Origin of the sequence: Mesorhizobium sp. 113-1-2, assembly GCF_016756475.1 — a bacterium.
GTDB classification, from domain to species: Bacteria; Pseudomonadota; Alphaproteobacteria; order Rhizobiales; family Rhizobiaceae; genus Mesorhizobium; species Mesorhizobium loti_C.
Window position 1 is genome coordinate 2,320,509 of the sequence record NZ_AP023242.1, and the last position, 14,461, is coordinate 2,334,969.

The following is a 14,461-nucleotide window of genomic DNA, read 5'->3' on the forward strand; positions in this document are numbered from 1 at the left end:
TTACACGACCGGTGGAAGCCCACCGGGTTCTTCCAAACTCAGCCGACCCACCATCCGGTGCGCTGGCCGCGATGAAACTGGATTGTCTTTTCCTCGGTATAATCCTCGACGGCGCGTTTGCCGAGTTCGCGTCCGAGACCGGACTGCTTGTAGCCTCCGAAAGGCAGCTCGGGATAACCTTCCATGAATGTGTTCACCCAAACCGTCCCAGAACGCACCCCACGCGCCACCGACATGCAAGTGTCGATGCTGGCGCTCCACACGCCCGCAGACAGACCATAGGGCGTGTTGTTGGCGATGTGCAACGCCTTTTCAATCGTTTCAAAAGTCAGCACGGAGAGCACCGGTCCGAATACTTCCTCACGCGCAATCGCCATGTTCTCGGTGACGTCGCGTAAGATCGTCGGGTCGAGATATTGGCCGGCATTGGAGGCCAGCTGCTTGCCGCCGCTATAGACGTTGCTGCCTTGGCCTGCCGCTGCCGCAACGTAATCCGTTACCTTGGCCAGATGGTCGGACGAGATCATCGCGCCGACCTTGGTTCGATCATCCAGTGGATCTCCCACCGTTACTCTCGACGTAAGTGCCTTCACAGCGGCAAGAAAATCGTCGGCGATCGCCTCGTGCACGATCAGCCGGCTGCCGGCATTGCAGCATTCGCCGGCATTGAAGAAGCCGCCGAACACCGCCGCGTCGGCGGCGGCCTCGAGGTCGGCATCTGGGAAGACGATCTGGCCGTTCTTGCCGCCGAGTTCCATTGAGACCTTCTTCAGCGACTGGGCGGCCGACGCCATGGTCATCTTGCCGACGCGGGTGGAGCCGGTGAAGGAGACCATCTCGACCAGGGGGTGGCTGACCATCGGCGCGCCGACATCGGCACCAAGACCGGCGAGAATGTTGACGACGCCGGCGGGCAGGCCGGCCTCGATCAGGATGTTGCCGAGCACGAAGGTCGAGGCCGAGGTCATTTCGCTGGGCTTGACCACCGCCGTGCAGCCGGCGGCGAGCGCGAAAGGCAGTTTCTGGCTGACGATGAGGAACGGGAAATTCCATGGCGTGATGATCGAGACGACACCGATCGGCTCGCGCACGACAACGCCCAGCATGGCGTCGCCGAGATTGGCGTAGCTCTCGCCATGCAGTGTGCGGGCGAGCGAGGCGGCATAGCGCCAGATGTCGACGGCGCCGCCGATCTCGCCGCGCGCCTGGGCGATCGGCTTGCCGGATTCCAGCGCATCGAGCCGGGCGATGTCTTCCAGCCGCGCCTCGATCAGGTCGGCCGCTTTGAACAGGATCGCGGCGCGCTCGGAGGCCTTCATGCGCGGCCAGGGGCCGGTCTCGAACGCCTTGTGCGCGGCCTGCACGGCCGCTTCCACCTCGGCCTCGCCGGCCTGTGCATAGCGCGAAACGGTGAAGCCATGGCCCGGGCTTTTGCGCTCCAGCGTGCGGCCGTCGCGGGCATCGACATGCTTGCCATCGATCAGCAACCGATAGGTTTTCGGCGCGGCTGACGCCTCGGCGGGCATGGCGATGTTGAGAGGTGCGTTCATCAGGACTGTTTTCTCTAGCTTCTTGAAAATGCAGGCTTCTGCTTGGTCTTGAAGGCGCTCACGCCAGCCTTGAGGTCGCCGGTGAGCGCGATGAAGCCGCTGGCCAGCGCTTCGGTCGCGGCGGCACTTTCCTCGCCTTCGGCCACCGCGATCATCAGCTTGGCGGCTTCCGTTGCCAGCGGACCGCGTTCGGCGATCTTTTCGGCCCAGCTTCTGGCTTCGGTCAAGCCACCGCCGGTCTCAGCCACACGGTCGACCACGCCCAGGGCCAGCGCTTCGGGAGCGAGAAGCGTCTCGCCACCCAGCGCCATGCGCCGCACGGTTTGCGCGCCAAAACGGCGCACTGCGCGCTGCGTGCCGGACCAACCGGGCACGACGCCAATCGAGGTTTCGGGGAAGCCCATTTTTACATGCGCCTCGGCGACGCGAAAATCGCAGGCGGCCGCCAGTTCCAGCCCGCCGCCCAGCGCATGGCCGGACAGAACGGCGATCGTCGGTTGCCGCAACCGCGCCAGCCGGTCGAAGACACGATGGCCGTAGCGCACCCATTGCACCTGGAAATCGGCCGCGCTCATCGCGCCCCAGGCCTCGACATCGCCGCCGGCACAAAAGCCCTTGCCCTCGCCGCGGATCAGTACGACGCGGACGCCTTCGGCGAATTCCGCTTCGTCGAGCGCGACTTCGAGAGCGCGCAGCATCGGGATGTCGAGCGCGTTGAACTTTTCCGGCCGGTGCAAGGTGACGATGCCGATGGCGCCATCCCTTTCGAAGGTGACGAGGCGCTCAGCCATGCGCGCCTCCGAGCGAGGCGCCGCCATTGAGCGCCAGGCCGATCGGCCGGTCCTGATAGAGCGCTGCCGGCGTCACCTTGAGATCGTTGGCGACACCGAGCGGCATCTCGGCCTGCGCCAGCACGTCGCGTTCGAGGTCGATGCCGGGCGCCAGTTCCGTGACCATCAGGCCGTCAGGGGTCAGCTTCATCACGCAACGCTCGGTGACATAGGTGATGTCCTGGCCTTGAGCGACCGCGCGCTTGCCGGAGAAGGAGATGTGCTCGACCTCGTTGACCACCTTCTTGACCTTGCCTTCAGCGTCGATGCGGATGCCGCCATCGGCCAGCGAAAGCTTGGCGCCGGCGTTGAAGAAGCCGGAGAAGACGATCTTCTTCGCCCGCGCGGTGATGTCGACAAAGCCGCCGGCGCCGGCGGTGACATGCGGCCGCGCAGACAGCTTCGACACGTTGACCGAGCCATGGCGGTCGATCTGCAGGAAGGACAAAAGCGAGGCGTCGAAGCCGCCGGCCTGGAAATAGATGAACTGGTGCGGCGAGGGCATGATCGCCTCGGCATTGGAGGCGCAGCCGAACTTGAAGTCGAGCAGCGGCACGCCGCCGACCGCACCCTGTTCGATCACCCAGGTGACCTTGCCGTGCTGGCCTTCCTCAAGAAGAATGCGCGGCACATTGGCGGAGATGCCGAAGCCGATGTTGACGGCCATGCCGTCGCGCAATTCCATGGCGACGCGGCGGGCGATCACCTTCTGGACGTTCATCTCGGCATTGCGGAAGGTCGACAGCGGCCTGAAAATCTCGCCTGAGATGGCCGGATCGTAAGGCGTCAGCGTCGTCTGCAACTGGTCGGGCGCGACGACGATATGGTCGACCAGCACGCCGGGCACGCGCACATCATGCGGCTTCAGCGTGCCGTTCTCGACGACTCGCTTGACCTGCGCGATGACGATACCGCCATTGTTGCGGGCGGCGAGCGCCTGTTCGAGGCCGCCGAGATAGGCGCCCTCATGCTCATAGGTGAGGTTGCCGCGCTCGTCGGCCGTGGTGGCGCGGATGATCGAGATGTTTGGCACGATCGAACGGAAATAGAGCCATTCCTCGCCGTCGAACTGCTGCACCGAGACGATCGGTTCGCTGGCGGCGGCGTTCATGGCGCAGCCCTGATGGCGCGGATCGGCAAACGTGTCGAGACCGACCTTGGTCAGCACGCCCGGTCGCTTGGCGGCGGCCTCGCGATGCATGTCGAACAGGATTCCGGACGGCACATTGTAAGCGGCGACCGAATTGTCGCCGATCATCTTCCAGATCTGCGGCGGCTCGGCGGAGGAGGGGCCGGACGGATAGGAGCCGCACAGCGTGCGCCTCAACAGGCCGGGCTTGGCCAGGTGATCGATGCCCTTGATGCCGTACATGTCGCCGGCGGCGATCGGGTGCAGCGTGGTGATATCTTTTGGGTGGCCTTCCCCGTCGAAGCGTTCGCCGATGGCGGCCAGCACCGCGTCCGGGCAGCCAAGGCCGCTCGATGACGACACGGAGACGACCATGCCATCCCTGATCAGGCTGGCTGCCTGTGCTGCGGAGACGACCTTGCTCAATTCATGCTCCCGAGTTTCGGGTCGATCTGGACGGCCTTGCCGGAGCTGGCCGATTGAAGCGCCGCCTCGGCGGAGGCCAGCGACCAGATGCCATCCTCACCGGTGGCGGCAGGCTGGCCGACACCGTGGATCGCGGCATGGAACTGACGCACGGATCTCGTGTAGAGATCCTCGCGGTCGAAGCTCAATTGCTCCTCACCCTTGTCCGTGCGCAGCAGCACCGAACCGTCCGGCTTCTGGGTCATGACATTGCTGGCGATCAGCGAGCCTTCCGAACCATGCACTTCGAAGCCGGTGCCTGCGAATTTGGTGGTGAAGCCCTCATGCGATTGGGCGATAAGGCCCGATTTGAAGCGCCAGATGCACATGGCACCGTCTTCCAACCCACCGCCGGCCATGCCGGCGGCCTGCGTGAAGGCCGAGACCTCGACCGGGTCGTCGCCAAGCACGAAGCGCAGCGTGTCGGCATCGTGCACGGTGATGTCGAGCACCACGCCGCCGCCTGCTTCGGGCTTGGTGATGCGCCAGCCCTGCAGATTCTCCGGCAGATAGACGGAATGGAAGACGCGCGCGGCGATCGGCTTGCCGATGCGCCCCGCTGCGATCGCCTCACGCATGGCGCGATGGGCGCCGGCATTGCGCAGATGATGGTTGGTGCCGAGCACGATGCCCGCGGCCTTGGCCGAACTGACCATCCTGCGTGCATCGGCGCTGGTCAGCGCCAGGGGCTTCTCGCACAGCACATGCTTGCCTGCCTTGATCGCCGCGAGCGCCTGATCGAGATGCAGTTCGTTGGTGGTCGAGATGTAGACGGCGTCGATATCCTCGCCAAGGAGCTCGTCAAGCGTCGAGACCGCAAGCGGAATGTTGTTTTCCACGGCATATGCCTGGGCCCGCTCCGGGCTGGAACTCATCACCGCCGCGATCTTGCCATCGGCCTGCGCGCGGATGGCATTGATCATGAATTGCCTGGCGATCGTGCTGGCGCCAATCAGCCCCCATTTGACATTCAGGACACTCACGCGGCGCCTCCCGCTCCGGCAGGCCTGTTTCGCGTGCGGCGATCCGGACCGCAGCTTTCCCTGACCACGAGATTGACCGCGCCGATGTGGTCTTCGGCCCGCGTGGTGCGCGACTGGATCATCTTCAGCATGACATGGGCGGCGCGTTCGCCGAGTCCCGCGGAGTCCACGGCGACGCTGGTCAAAGCCGGCATATAGTGCTCGGCCTCGGCGACGTCGTCGAAACCGACGATGGCGAAATCCGCACCAGGCTCAAGCCCACGCTTGCGCAACGCCAGCATGGCGCCGAAGGCGACGGCGTCGTTGAAGCAGAGGGCAGCGGTCGGCGGTTCAGCCATCGCCAGAGCCGTTTCGAGACACGCGATACCACCTCTGCGACTGGTCTCCCCCTCAACGACAAGCGCGTCGCGCGCGGCGATGCCTTGCGTCTCGCAGGCCTCGCGAAATCCGCCAAGGCGCTCGTGATAGACAACCAGATCGGACGAGCCGCCGAAGAAGACGAGCCGGCGATGTCCCTTGCCGATCAGATGGGCGGTGGCGAGATAGGCGCCGCGATGATTGTCGGGCGCAATCACCGGGATGCGGCTTTCCGGCAAGCGGCGCATGGCGAAGACCACCGGCACACCCGCCATCTCCAGCCGCCGGAAAGCGCCTGGCGTGGTGCCGCGCGCCGGCGACACGATGAGCCCGGCGACGCCCTGCTCCATCAGCGACTTCAGCACCTCTTCCTGGCGCACCGGATTCTCCGCCGTGTTGCCGATGAAAGGCACGATGCCGGCCGACTGGAAGACACGCTCCATGCCGACCGCCAGTTCGGCGAAAAACGGATTGGTGAGATCGTTGATGACCATGCCGATGACGTTGGAATGGGCCTTGCGCAGGTTGGCGGCGCCGCGGTTGTAGACATAGCCGACATCCTCGATCGCCTTGCGCACCTTGACCGCGGTCTCAGGCCGAATCAGCCCGCTGCCCTGGAGCACGAGCGATACCGTCGATTTGGACACGCCCGCCTCGCGGGCAATGTCGAATATCGTCGCCTTGGCCCGGCTGGCCATCCCGATGCATCCTCCCGGTTTTCTCGATCAAATTTATTGGAACGTTCTAATCTCGGCCCTATGGAGGAGTCAATCGAGATTTTTTCCTCCAACCGAAAAGGCGATCATACGTGGTCCAACAGTATGTCGACCAAGGATTTTTGTGCTGCATTGCAGCAATCGTCTCCGGGCCAATTCGAATCTTAAAGGTTCTTGATTTATTGGAACGTTCCATTTATAGGCGCTGCGAAGGGAGAGATCCATGGACATTGCCTTGCCAGGTGAGGGTGGCCGCAGCACCCGTTACACGCTTGTCGGACAACCGGTGCAGCCGGTGACCGGCGCGCGGTTTTCGCGCATCGCCTATGCCGCCGCGCATGTCGTCGCCGATCCCCTCGAAATGACCGATCCGTGGTCGCGACCCGTTGTCGACTGGGACAGGACGATGGCGTTCCGCCACCATTTGTGGCGGCTCGGCTTCCGCATCGCCGAGGCGATGGACACGTCGCAGCGCGGCATGGGCTTCGACTGGGCAAATGCAAAAGAATTGATCCGCCGGTCGATCGCCGAGTCCCGCGCCGTCGATGGCGCCGATCTCGCCTCGGGTGCCGGAACCGACCATCTGGCACCGGCGGCGGCCAGGACACTGCACGATGTGATTGGCGCCTATGAGGAGCAGTTCGCTTTCATCGAAGGACAGGGCGGCAAGGCGATCATGATGGCCAGCCGCGCGCTGGCGGCTGTCGCGAGGGGGCCGGACGACTATGCCGCCGTCTATGACCGCATCTTAAGCCAGGCCTCCGGCAAGGTCATCCTGCACTGGCTGGGCGACATGTTCGACCCGGCCTTGAAGGGCTATTGGGGCAGCGGCGTTTTCGAGACCGCGCTCGATACGGTGGTCGCCATCATTGAGCGCCACGCCAGCAAGGTCGAAGGCATCAAGATATCGCTGCTCGATGCCGGCAAGGAGGTCGCGCTGCGCAACCGCCTGCCGAACAGCGTCGTGATGTTCACCGGCGACGACTTTAACTATCCCGAACTGATCGCCGGCGACGGCAACAGGCATTCGCACGCGCTGCTTGGCATTTTCGATGCCATCGCGCCGGTCGCCAACGCCGCCCTGGCAAGGCTCGCCGCGGGCGATCGGGTCGGCTATAACGCGCTGATGGCGCCGACGGTGCCGCTGTCGCGAAAGATCTTCGAGGCGCCGACCGAATATTACAAGGCCGGCATCGTCTTCATGGCCTGGCTGAACGGCCACCAGCACCATTTCGCCATGGTCGGCGGCATGCAGTCGGCGCGCGGCATCCGCCACTATGCCGAAATCTTTCAGCTTGCCGACCAGGCAGGCCTGCTGGCCGATCCGGACGTGGCCATATCGCGGATGAGGAGCCTGTGCGCGGTCGCGGGTGTTTGAGCCGGGCCAATCGGGCCAGACGAATCCCCTGAGGGGGATTTGGGGAGGTGCGGGAGACGCAGCCCTGCGAGATCTACAATCTCGGCGCCCAGTGCCAGGTCCGCGGTTCGCCGTGACCTGACGTGTATCATTTTAATACAATCCCCAATTGGTGGACTCGCGCCACGTACCGGCAGTTAATTCCTCCGTCTGGCCAAAGGAGGGAAAGGCCGCAGACTGGGAGGAAACGATGTCTGTGCAAAAAGAGGATTATAGAACGAACAAAGCCGACTATCTGATTGCTGCGACGTATGGCCAAACGACCGCGGATGATGGCGACCGCGATGAACTCCTGGCAAAAGGGAAGTTCCTGTGGCTAAGAGATCGGCGATTCGCCAAATTGGCGGCAAACCCGGCGGAAAGCTCGCCAGGGCCGAAAGCCCGACCGCGTCGTTAGCGCCAGCCACTCGTTTTAGCGAGTTGAACGCATGAAAAACCCCGCCGACCGGGAGTCAAGCGGGGCTTTCTGGACCGGCTTTGGGATGTCCAACGATCCGAGAGGATCGGTTTGAATGTGGCGCCCTCCTTGATCCAGCGCATCGGCCGAATAGATGACGGCCGACCGATTGGACGCCCGCCAAGAACAACGACCATCTGAGCCGACAAGGATTCCGGTCGCTCACGCTTGTTCAGGACGGCGTGGGAAACGGCGACCGACAATGGTGGCTCGATCCGGCCACTATCGTGGAGCGGCCGACGCGATCGGCAAAAAACCCGGCAGAGCTATCGCCTATGTGTTTGAAAGGATGGTGGGCGTGACAGGGATTGAACCTGTGACCCCTGCAATGTCAATGCAGTGCTCTCCCGCTGAGCTACACGCCCATCCGAAGCCGCGCATACACCATTTTTGGTCCGGCGCGTCAATAGCGAGAAAAAGGAAAGAAGGCGTCGTCTCGCCGCAGCGGCGATGCCTCAGCGGAAGGCGGCTCAGGCCGCGTGCAGCATCTTCTCGACCTCGTTGACGAGATCGCGCAGGTGGAAGGGCTTCGACAGCACCTTGGCGTCTTTCGGCGCCTTGGAATCCGGGTTCAGCGCAACGGCGGCAAAACCGGTGATGAACATGACCTTGAGGTCGGGATCGATCTCGGTGGCGCGCCGCGCCAGTTCGATGCCGTCCATCTCCGGCATGACGATGTCGGTCAACAGCAACGAGAACGGTTCCTCGCGCAGCCGCTCATAGGCGCTGGCGCCATTGTCGAAATCGCTGACCTGGTAGCCGGCGCGTTCCAGCGCCTTGACGAGGAAACGACGCATATCGTCGTCGTCTTCCGCCAGAAGAATGCGTGCCATGATATCCCGTCCGAATCACCCGCTCGAGACTGCCGTCGGGCAGGCCCGTTAACCATCCTGTATATGAGGAGGTGACGGTAAACATCAAGTGAACGCGGCGAAGCATTATCCGCATTCGGCAAGGCGATGCGGATGGCGAAATGCTGGACATGCGGCCAGCAAGGTGGCAGTTTCATACGATGATGCATCGGTGTTTTCGGGTTCGTGCAAATTGAAGACGGCAGCCGAGGATTTTGCGGTCGTTCAACCCTTCGAAATCCGATCGGGCGCCGAGCAGCGCGTCCCCTTCCTGTTCAACTCACCACATAGCGGCCGCTACTATCCGGAACGCTTCCTCGCCATGGCGAGGCTCGACCGCAACGCCATCCGCCGCTCGGAGGATTGCTATGTCGATGAATTGTTCGGCGGCGCCGTGGCGCTCGGCGCGCCGATGCTGGCGGCGAACTTCCCGCGCGCCTATCTCGACGTCAACCGCGAGCCGTGGGAACTCGATCCGCGCATGTTCGCCGAGCCGGTGCCGTCCTTCTGCAACATCCGCTCGGCGCGGGTGGCGGGCGGACTTGGCACCGTGCCGAAGCTGGTCGGCGAGGGGCTCGACATTTATTCCGGCCGGCTGCCGCTGGCCGAGGCCGTTGCCCGCATCGAGGCCGTCTACAAGCCCTATCACGAGACGCTGAAGCGGCTTTTGACCAGGACGCACGCCCGTTTCGGCTTTGCCGTGCTGATCGACTGCCATTCGATGCCGGCGAGCATCCGCGTCGGCGACAGCGGCCTGCGGCCTGATTTCATCATCGGCGACCGTTTCGGCATTTCCGCCACCGCGGCCCTGACCGAGACGGCGATCGGCCTGCTGACCGCGATGGGCTATACCGTCGCCCACAACAAGCCCTATGCCGGCGGCTTCATTACCGAACATTACGGCCGCCCGGCGCGCCATCTGCATGCGCTGCAGATCGAGGTCAATCGCGGGCTCTACATGAATGAACGGACCTTCGAGAAGGTCGCCGGCTTCGATGCGCTGGCCGATGATCTGACGCGATTCTCGGCGGATCTGATGGCAATGCCCGACCATCACTTCATCGACCTGCCGCTGGCGGCCGAGTGAAATCGCGGCTTGTTTTCATGCATGTCGTTGTCCCAAAACCGCTAAACACTTTTGGGCGACATGCATTGGAGCCGCAAGGCGAAAAAAAGACCGCATCGTTTGCACGATACGGTCGAAGTCTAGGGAGGAAACGCCCAAGGAGGGCATGGACAGGAAAACCTGTCCGAGATTGAGGGTATTGTGCGGTGCACAAATGTCAAGCGACCTTCAGGCTTTTTTAATTCAGAGTGATGTGGAAATTGCGTTTCGATGACGTTGATGTGACATTTGGGCAACAGCTGTCGCGACGAATAAATCGATAAACAGGCTTGTTTTCGCGGGAAAGTGTCGGCAGAGCCCGGTTGGGCATTCGGCAATGCGGGAGAATCAGTTGGACATCAGCATCGATTTCATGCGCCGCATCGCGCAAGCGGCAGCGGCCGAGACCTTGCCGCGCTTTCGCGCCCAGGGTGCCGTGGCCAACAAGGAAAAGGGCAGTTTCGACCCGGTCACCGAAGCCGACCGCGAGACCGAGCGCGCCATCCGGGCGCTGATATCGGCGCAGTATCCCGACCATGGCATTCTCGGCGAGGAGCATGGCAGCGAAAACATCTCCAGCCGGCATGTCTGGGTGATCGACCCGATCGACGGCACGCGTGCCTTTATCTCCGGCCTGCCGGTGTGGGGGACGCTGGTCGGGCTGACGGTTGATGGCGACGCGGTCGCCGGCATGATGGCGCAGCCTTTCACCGGCGAACTGTTCTACGCCAACGCCTCGGGCTCGCACTATGAGGGGCCGGGCGGCCCGCGCAAGCTTTCGACCCGCAAGACAACCAGCCTCGCTGACGCAACGCTGTTCACCACCACGCCGGCGCTGTACAAGGGCGAGGCGCGCACGCGCTATGACGCGTTCGAAAAGCAGGTCCAGCTCGCCCGCTACGGCGCCGACTGCTATGCCTTCGCCATGATCGCCTCGGGAAGCGTCGACATCGTCGCCGATCCCGGCCTGAAGCCCTATGACATCGTCGCGCTGATCCCGATCATCGAGAAGGCGGGCGGTGTTGTCACCACCTTCGATGGCGGGCCGGCGGAAAAGGGCGGCGACGTGCTGGCGGCGGCGACGCCGGAGCTTCACGCGGCCGCCATGGCTGCCCTGCGCGGCTGATATCTCCGCGCTGTCTTTGAAGCAGTTGCTTCAGCGTGGCTTGATCGAGCGCTGGAACTCCGCCGGCGTGCGTCCGTAGACCTGCTTGAACGACGCACTGAAATGGCTGTGGCTGGAAAAGCCGAGATCCATGCCCAGAGTGGTCAGATTGTCGTAGCGGCCGAGCAAGTCGAGCGCGCGCGCCAGCCGCAGGCGCAGATGATAGCGATAGAGCGGCATGGCCTCGACCTGCTGGAATATCTGCGTCAGATAGACAGGCGAGACGCCGACCTCGGCGGCAATCTCGGCCAGCGTCCAGCGCCGCGACAGGTCCGACGCCAGCACGAGCTTGGCGCGGTCGACCAGCTTTTGCCGGCCGGGGCTGGCGCCCGCGACATGCGAGGTGCGCTCGCCGAGGGAGCGCCGCACCAGGGTTAGCGCCAGCGTCTCGGCCTCCAGCGTTTCGGCGACATTGCGGCTCAGACTGTGGCGCAGCAGTGCCACCAGCGCCTGCGCACGCGGATCGATGCGCCGGCGCTGGCGGCGAAACGCCAGGACGCCGCCAGAACGCAACTGCTCCTTCGGCGCCAGTTCCCGCAACTGGCCTTCCTCGACGACGAGGTCGAGGCAGGCATCGCCGCCCTCAATGGGATGGCTGACCTGGTAGCCCTCGGCCTCGTTGAAGAACAGCAACTGATTGGCTTCCGCCACGGCGTCATTGCGGCCGACATGGCGTACGAAGACGCCGCGATAGGGAAACACCAGATGCGTGGTTGCAGTGCATTCCTCTTCGCTCCTGTGCCGGCATTCGCCGCTGCAGACGACGTCCCGCACCTTGACGACGCCGGTGTCCAGAAGGAGCTGCACCCTGAATTGCGACATGGCCGTTGCGTTTTCCCTCGCGTCGGAATGATTCCGGAATTGCGATGGGCACTCTATGCAAACGGCCTGCCCAATCCTGTCAGGAGACTTCTCGAAGGACGTCCCTCAATCCCACGAGCGGCGCCTGAATTCCGAATAGGCCTGGCCGCGTGACAGACCGATGTCCTTGAGCTGTTCGTCGGTCATTTCCAGCAAGGCGAGCCGGCTTCGGCGCTTCTCCATCTGGCGGGTGAGCCATCTCGCCACCGCGATGCATTGGGCGTGCAAGGCCTGCAGGCTGGTTTGGGTGCGGGCTGGCGGCGCCGGAACCTGTCCAGCCAGGCGTTGTGCCGCTGCATGATCGGTACGCATGGCTCAATCCTCGCTCACGCCGGACGCCGAGGCGCCGGCCTCGTTCAGCGCCGTCGCGCATTCCTCGCAGCAGACCTCGACGGTCTTGCCGCCGACCTTGACGCGGATCGGATTGGCATCCAGCTGGCAATCGCAGGCGGCGCAGGTTTTCTCGGTCATGATCTCGTCTCCATGGCGTTCAATTCGACGCATTGAGATGAGCATTTCGGGGCGGGGTGGGCTGTCAGAATCTTTAGCGGTTTGCCTGCCGCGAGGAGCGGCTGGCCGATCATCCTGACAACGGTGTGTCAGCTATGCCCGCCCGCGATGGGACTGCGGCGCCGGTCAGGCCGTCGGGTCGTCAGAGCCAGGGATGAAGGCATCGAAGGCAGCGAGCAATTGTTCGCGGTAGAGGTCGACCTCCTGCAGGATTTCATGCTTGGAGCCGTCGATCATCAGCAGCGAGCCGAGTCTCAGGCTTCTGGCGTAGGCCTCGACCGCCCTGGTCGAGACGACCTGGTCGGCGCCAGCGGCGATGATGAGCAGCGGCACCTGTATCCGAGCCATGAAGTCGGGGTCGCTGACCGCTTCCGACGCCTTCGCCGCCGCCTGCAGCCAGCGGATGGTCGGCCCGCCAAGCGCCATTTGCGGATACTCTTCGTAGATGCGTGTGTTGCGGCGATAGCGCTGCGGATCCGACGTCACCTTGTTGGCTTCGAAAGGCAGCGTGTGTCTGGGCCGTGGACCCCAGGCGGCATAGAGCCGGCCCAGCCCTAAAGCGCAGAAAACCGAACAGACGCGGCGGACTGTCGTGATCGAGACCGGCAGGTCCGGCAGGGTCAGGAATGGCGCGATCAGCACCATGCGGCGCACGCGGTTCACCATCGATGGCGCGGCAAGAAGCGCGATCACCGCCCCGGCTGAATGGGCGAGGATGTAATACGGTCCGCGGCAATCGGGCAGCACGATCTCCTCGAAGAACTGCTCGAGGTCAGCGGTGTAGTCGCGGAAGGAGCGGACATAGCCGCGTTGGCGGTCGCGGATCAACCGGTCGGAATCGCCCTGGCCGCGCCAGTCGAGCGTGGCGACGCCAAAGCCGCGGGCGGCAAGGTCGCGGATGGTTTCGAAATATTTCTCGATGCACTCGTTGCGGCCGGACAGCAGCACCACGGTGCCCCGCATCGGACGTGTCGCCGCCGCGAACAGGCCATAGCGGATCTTCTTGCGGTCGCGCGTGATGAAAAAGCCGCCGGTGGCGTTTTCCGGTCGCGGATTGCCCTCGGTTTCGTGGAAAAGCGGCGTGTCGTGGAGAAGGTCCGTCATGCGGCGCTTTGTGCTCGGCGTCTTCGGGTGCCAGCCTGTCGCGGCTGGCCTCGTCAAGGTGATAGACGCCAACGCATCAAAAGCAAAGCAAATCCGGCTTATGCCGGGACCGTAACGGGGAAGGCCGGAAGCCGCTCGAAGGCGTGCTTCCGGCCCCTGTCGATCCGGGAGGAAGGGACGTTAACACCCGGTTCGGCCTCGTTGCGGCGCCTCTGAAAATCCAGCGCCGCCAATCCTTGATCTTGGGGTCACTCTAGCGGCAGCCGTCTGAACGCGCGCCGAAGGTCCGGTTCATCTGCCGTTCATCAAGGGGGCAGGCGGCACGGTTTTTTACCGTCCGGCGAAATCTTGAAATGCATTCAGGCGCTCCCCAAATGTGGAATGCGGTCGCCAATGTTGGGGCCGCTGGTCCTGCCGAAACGCCGCTTACGGGTTTCGCACCGACCATACGCAAACCATGTTGCTCAACAGGAGAACACCTCATGCGTCACGTTGATTTTTCCCCGCTTTACCGTTCGACCGTCGGCTTCGACCGTCTTTTCACCATGCTGGATTCGCTCGCGCAGCCCGATGGCGCGCAGACCTATCCGCCCTACAATATCGAGCGCACCGGTGAGGATTCCTACCGGATCTCCATGGCGGTCGCCGGCTTCTCGGACGAGGAAATCTCGATCGAAGCCCACCGCAATGTGCTGACCGTGAAGGGTGAGCGCAAGGACGAGGGCACCGGCGAAGGCTCTGAGCTGCTGTATCGCGGCATTGCCTCCAGGGCCTTCGAGCGCCGCTTCCAGCTTGCCGACCACGTTGAAGTCGTCGGCGCCGCGCTGAAGAACGGCCTGCTCTTCGTCGACCTCAAGCGCAACATTCCCGAGGAACTGAAGCCGCGCAAGATCGCGATCACGTCGGCTCCGGCCAAGGCCAAGCAGATCGAGGCCAAGAACGCTGCGTAATGTAGCCTAGG

The 14,461-nt window shown here is 63.6% G+C and carries 15 protein-coding genes and 1 tRNA gene; 5 read left to right on the plus strand and 11 right to left on the minus strand.

The window, feature by feature from the left end; all coding sequences use genetic code 11:
* Nucleotides 1-38: 38 nt before the first annotated feature.
* The 5 genes from JN279_RS11205 to JN279_RS11225 are packed head-to-tail and all read right to left on the minus strand — an operon-like array spanning nt 39 to nt 6,012.
* On the minus strand, nt 39-1,550 hold the full coding sequence (locus JN279_RS11205) for an aldehyde dehydrogenase family protein (RefSeq protein ID WP_202352772.1): 1,512 nt from the start codon (nt 1,548-1,550) through the stop codon (nt 39-41).
* Nucleotides 1,551-1,564: 14 nt separating this feature from the next.
* Nucleotides 1,565-2,341, minus strand: a complete 777-nt coding sequence (locus JN279_RS11210) for an enoyl-CoA hydratase/isomerase family protein (RefSeq protein ID WP_202352773.1) — start codon at nt 2,339-2,341, stop codon at nt 1,565-1,567.
* The gene (locus JN279_RS11215) at nt 2,334-3,935 is read right to left on the minus strand and encodes an acyl CoA:acetate/3-ketoacid CoA transferase (protein WP_202352774.1); all 1,602 of its coding nucleotides are present in this window, start codon (nt 3,933-3,935) and stop codon (nt 2,334-2,336) included. The genes JN279_RS11210 and JN279_RS11215 overlap by 8 nt, the downstream gene beginning before the upstream one ends.
* On the minus strand, nt 3,932-4,948 hold the full coding sequence (locus tag JN279_RS11220) for a Gfo/Idh/MocA family protein (RefSeq protein ID WP_096457865.1): 1,017 nt from the start codon (nt 4,946-4,948) through the stop codon (nt 3,932-3,934). The genes JN279_RS11215 and JN279_RS11220 overlap by 4 nt, the downstream gene beginning before the upstream one ends.
* A gap of 5 nt (nt 4,949-4,953) precedes the next feature.
* Complete coding sequence (locus tag JN279_RS11225; protein WP_096449963.1) at nt 4,954-6,012, minus strand: LacI family DNA-binding transcriptional regulator; 1,059 nt, start codon at nt 6,010-6,012, stop codon at nt 4,954-4,956.
* A 241-nt stretch (nt 6,013-6,253) separates the two neighbouring features.
* Between JN279_RS11225 and JN279_RS11230 the strand changes: the two genes are divergently transcribed.
* Both JN279_RS11230 and JN279_RS11235 read left to right on the plus strand, forming a co-directional pair.
* On the plus strand, nt 6,254-7,408 hold the full coding sequence (locus tag JN279_RS11230) for a dihydrodipicolinate synthase family protein (protein WP_202352775.1): 1,155 nt from the start codon (nt 6,254-6,256) through the stop codon (nt 7,406-7,408).
* Nucleotides 7,409-7,637: 229 nt separating this feature from the next.
* Nucleotides 7,638-7,844 carry a hypothetical protein gene (locus JN279_RS11235; protein WP_096449959.1) on the plus strand — a complete coding sequence of 69 codons (207 nt, stop codon included), beginning with the start codon at nt 7,638-7,640 and terminating at the stop codon, nt 7,842-7,844.
* A 350-nt stretch (nt 7,845-8,194) separates the two neighbouring features.
* Here the strand turns inward: JN279_RS11235 and JN279_RS11240 are convergent.
* Nucleotides 8,195-8,269, minus strand: a tRNA-Val gene (locus JN279_RS11240).
* Between the two features lie 105 nt (nt 8,270-8,374).
* Entirely contained in the window at nt 8,375-8,737 is a 363-nt protein-coding gene (gene cpdR / locus JN279_RS11245) for a cell cycle two-component system response regulator CpdR (RefSeq protein WP_010911372.1), read from the minus strand.
* A gap of 163 nt (nt 8,738-8,900) precedes the next feature.
* Here cpdR and JN279_RS11250 point away from each other — a divergent pair, with 163 nt between their 5' ends.
* A complete protein-coding gene (locus JN279_RS11250; RefSeq protein WP_096457862.1) occupies nt 8,901-9,842 on the plus strand; it encodes an N-formylglutamate amidohydrolase in 942 nt (313 codons plus the stop codon).
* Between the two features lie 370 nt (nt 9,843-10,212).
* A complete protein-coding gene (hisN, locus tag JN279_RS11255) occupies nt 10,213-10,986 on the plus strand; it encodes a histidinol-phosphatase (RefSeq protein WP_202352776.1) in 774 nt (257 codons plus the stop codon).
* Nucleotides 10,987-11,016: 30 nt separating this feature from the next.
* Here hisN and JN279_RS11260 read toward each other — a convergent pair whose 3' ends face one another.
* The 4 genes from JN279_RS11260 to JN279_RS11275 all read right to left on the minus strand — a co-directional run bounded on the left by JN279_RS11260 (nt 11,017) and on the right by JN279_RS11275 (nt 13,500).
* A complete protein-coding gene (locus JN279_RS11260) occupies nt 11,017-11,847 on the minus strand; it encodes a helix-turn-helix domain-containing protein (protein ID WP_202352777.1) in 831 nt (276 codons plus the stop codon).
* Between the two features lie 105 nt (nt 11,848-11,952).
* Nucleotides 11,953-12,198 carry a DUF1127 domain-containing protein gene (locus tag JN279_RS11265; RefSeq protein WP_096449955.1) on the minus strand — a complete coding sequence of 82 codons (246 nt, stop codon included), beginning with the start codon at nt 12,196-12,198 and terminating at the stop codon, nt 11,953-11,955.
* A 3-nt stretch (nt 12,199-12,201) separates the two neighbouring features.
* Nucleotides 12,202-12,357, minus strand: a complete 156-nt coding sequence (locus JN279_RS11270; RefSeq protein ID WP_202352778.1) for a hypothetical protein — start codon at nt 12,355-12,357, stop codon at nt 12,202-12,204.
* Nucleotides 12,358-12,522: 165 nt separating this feature from the next.
* Nucleotides 12,523-13,500 carry an alpha/beta fold hydrolase gene (locus JN279_RS11275; protein WP_096449953.1) on the minus strand — a complete coding sequence of 326 codons (978 nt, stop codon included), beginning with the start codon at nt 13,498-13,500 and terminating at the stop codon, nt 12,523-12,525.
* Between the two features lie 482 nt (nt 13,501-13,982).
* Here JN279_RS11275 and JN279_RS11280 point away from each other — a divergent pair, with 482 nt between their 5' ends.
* A complete protein-coding gene (locus JN279_RS11280) occupies nt 13,983-14,450 on the plus strand; it encodes an Hsp20 family protein (RefSeq protein WP_096449952.1) in 468 nt (155 codons plus the stop codon).
* Nucleotides 14,451-14,461 lie beyond the last annotated feature (11 nt).

Excerpts from the sequence above, each read along its gene's own strand:
- JN279_RS11205 (WP_202352772.1), bottom strand. The coding sequence starts at position 1,550 with ATGAACGCACCTCTCAACATCGCCATGCCCGCCGAGGCGTCAGCCGCG.
- JN279_RS11210 (WP_202352773.1), bottom strand. The coding sequence starts at position 2,341 with ATGGCTGAGCGCCTCGTCACCTTCGAAAGGGATGGCGCCATCGGCATC.
- JN279_RS11225 (WP_096449963.1), bottom strand. The coding sequence starts at position 6,012 with ATGGCCAGCCGGGCCAAGGCGACGATATTCGACATTGCCCGCGAGGCG.
- JN279_RS11230 (WP_202352775.1), top strand. The coding sequence starts at position 6,254 with ATGGACATTGCCTTGCCAGGTGAGGGTGGCCGCAGCACCCGTTACACG.
- JN279_RS11235 (WP_096449959.1), top strand. The coding sequence starts at position 7,638 with ATGTCTGTGCAAAAAGAGGATTATAGAACGAACAAAGCCGACTATCTG.
- cpdR (WP_010911372.1), bottom strand. The coding sequence starts at position 8,737 with ATGGCACGCATTCTTCTGGCGGAAGACGACGACGATATGCGTCGTTTC.
- JN279_RS11260 (WP_202352777.1), bottom strand. The coding sequence starts at position 11,847 with ATGTCGCAATTCAGGGTGCAGCTCCTTCTGGACACCGGCGTCGTCAAG.
- JN279_RS11265 (WP_096449955.1), bottom strand. The coding sequence starts at position 12,198 with ATGCGTACCGATCATGCAGCGGCACAACGCCTGGCTGGACAGGTTCCG.
- JN279_RS11270 (WP_202352778.1), bottom strand. The coding sequence starts at position 12,357 with ATGACCGAGAAAACCTGCGCCGCCTGCGATTGCCAGCTGGATGCCAAT.
- JN279_RS11275 (WP_096449953.1), bottom strand. The coding sequence starts at position 13,500 with ATGACGGACCTTCTCCACGACACGCCGCTTTTCCACGAAACCGAGGGC.
- JN279_RS11280 (WP_096449952.1), top strand. The coding sequence starts at position 13,983 with ATGCGTCACGTTGATTTTTCCCCGCTTTACCGTTCGACCGTCGGCTTC.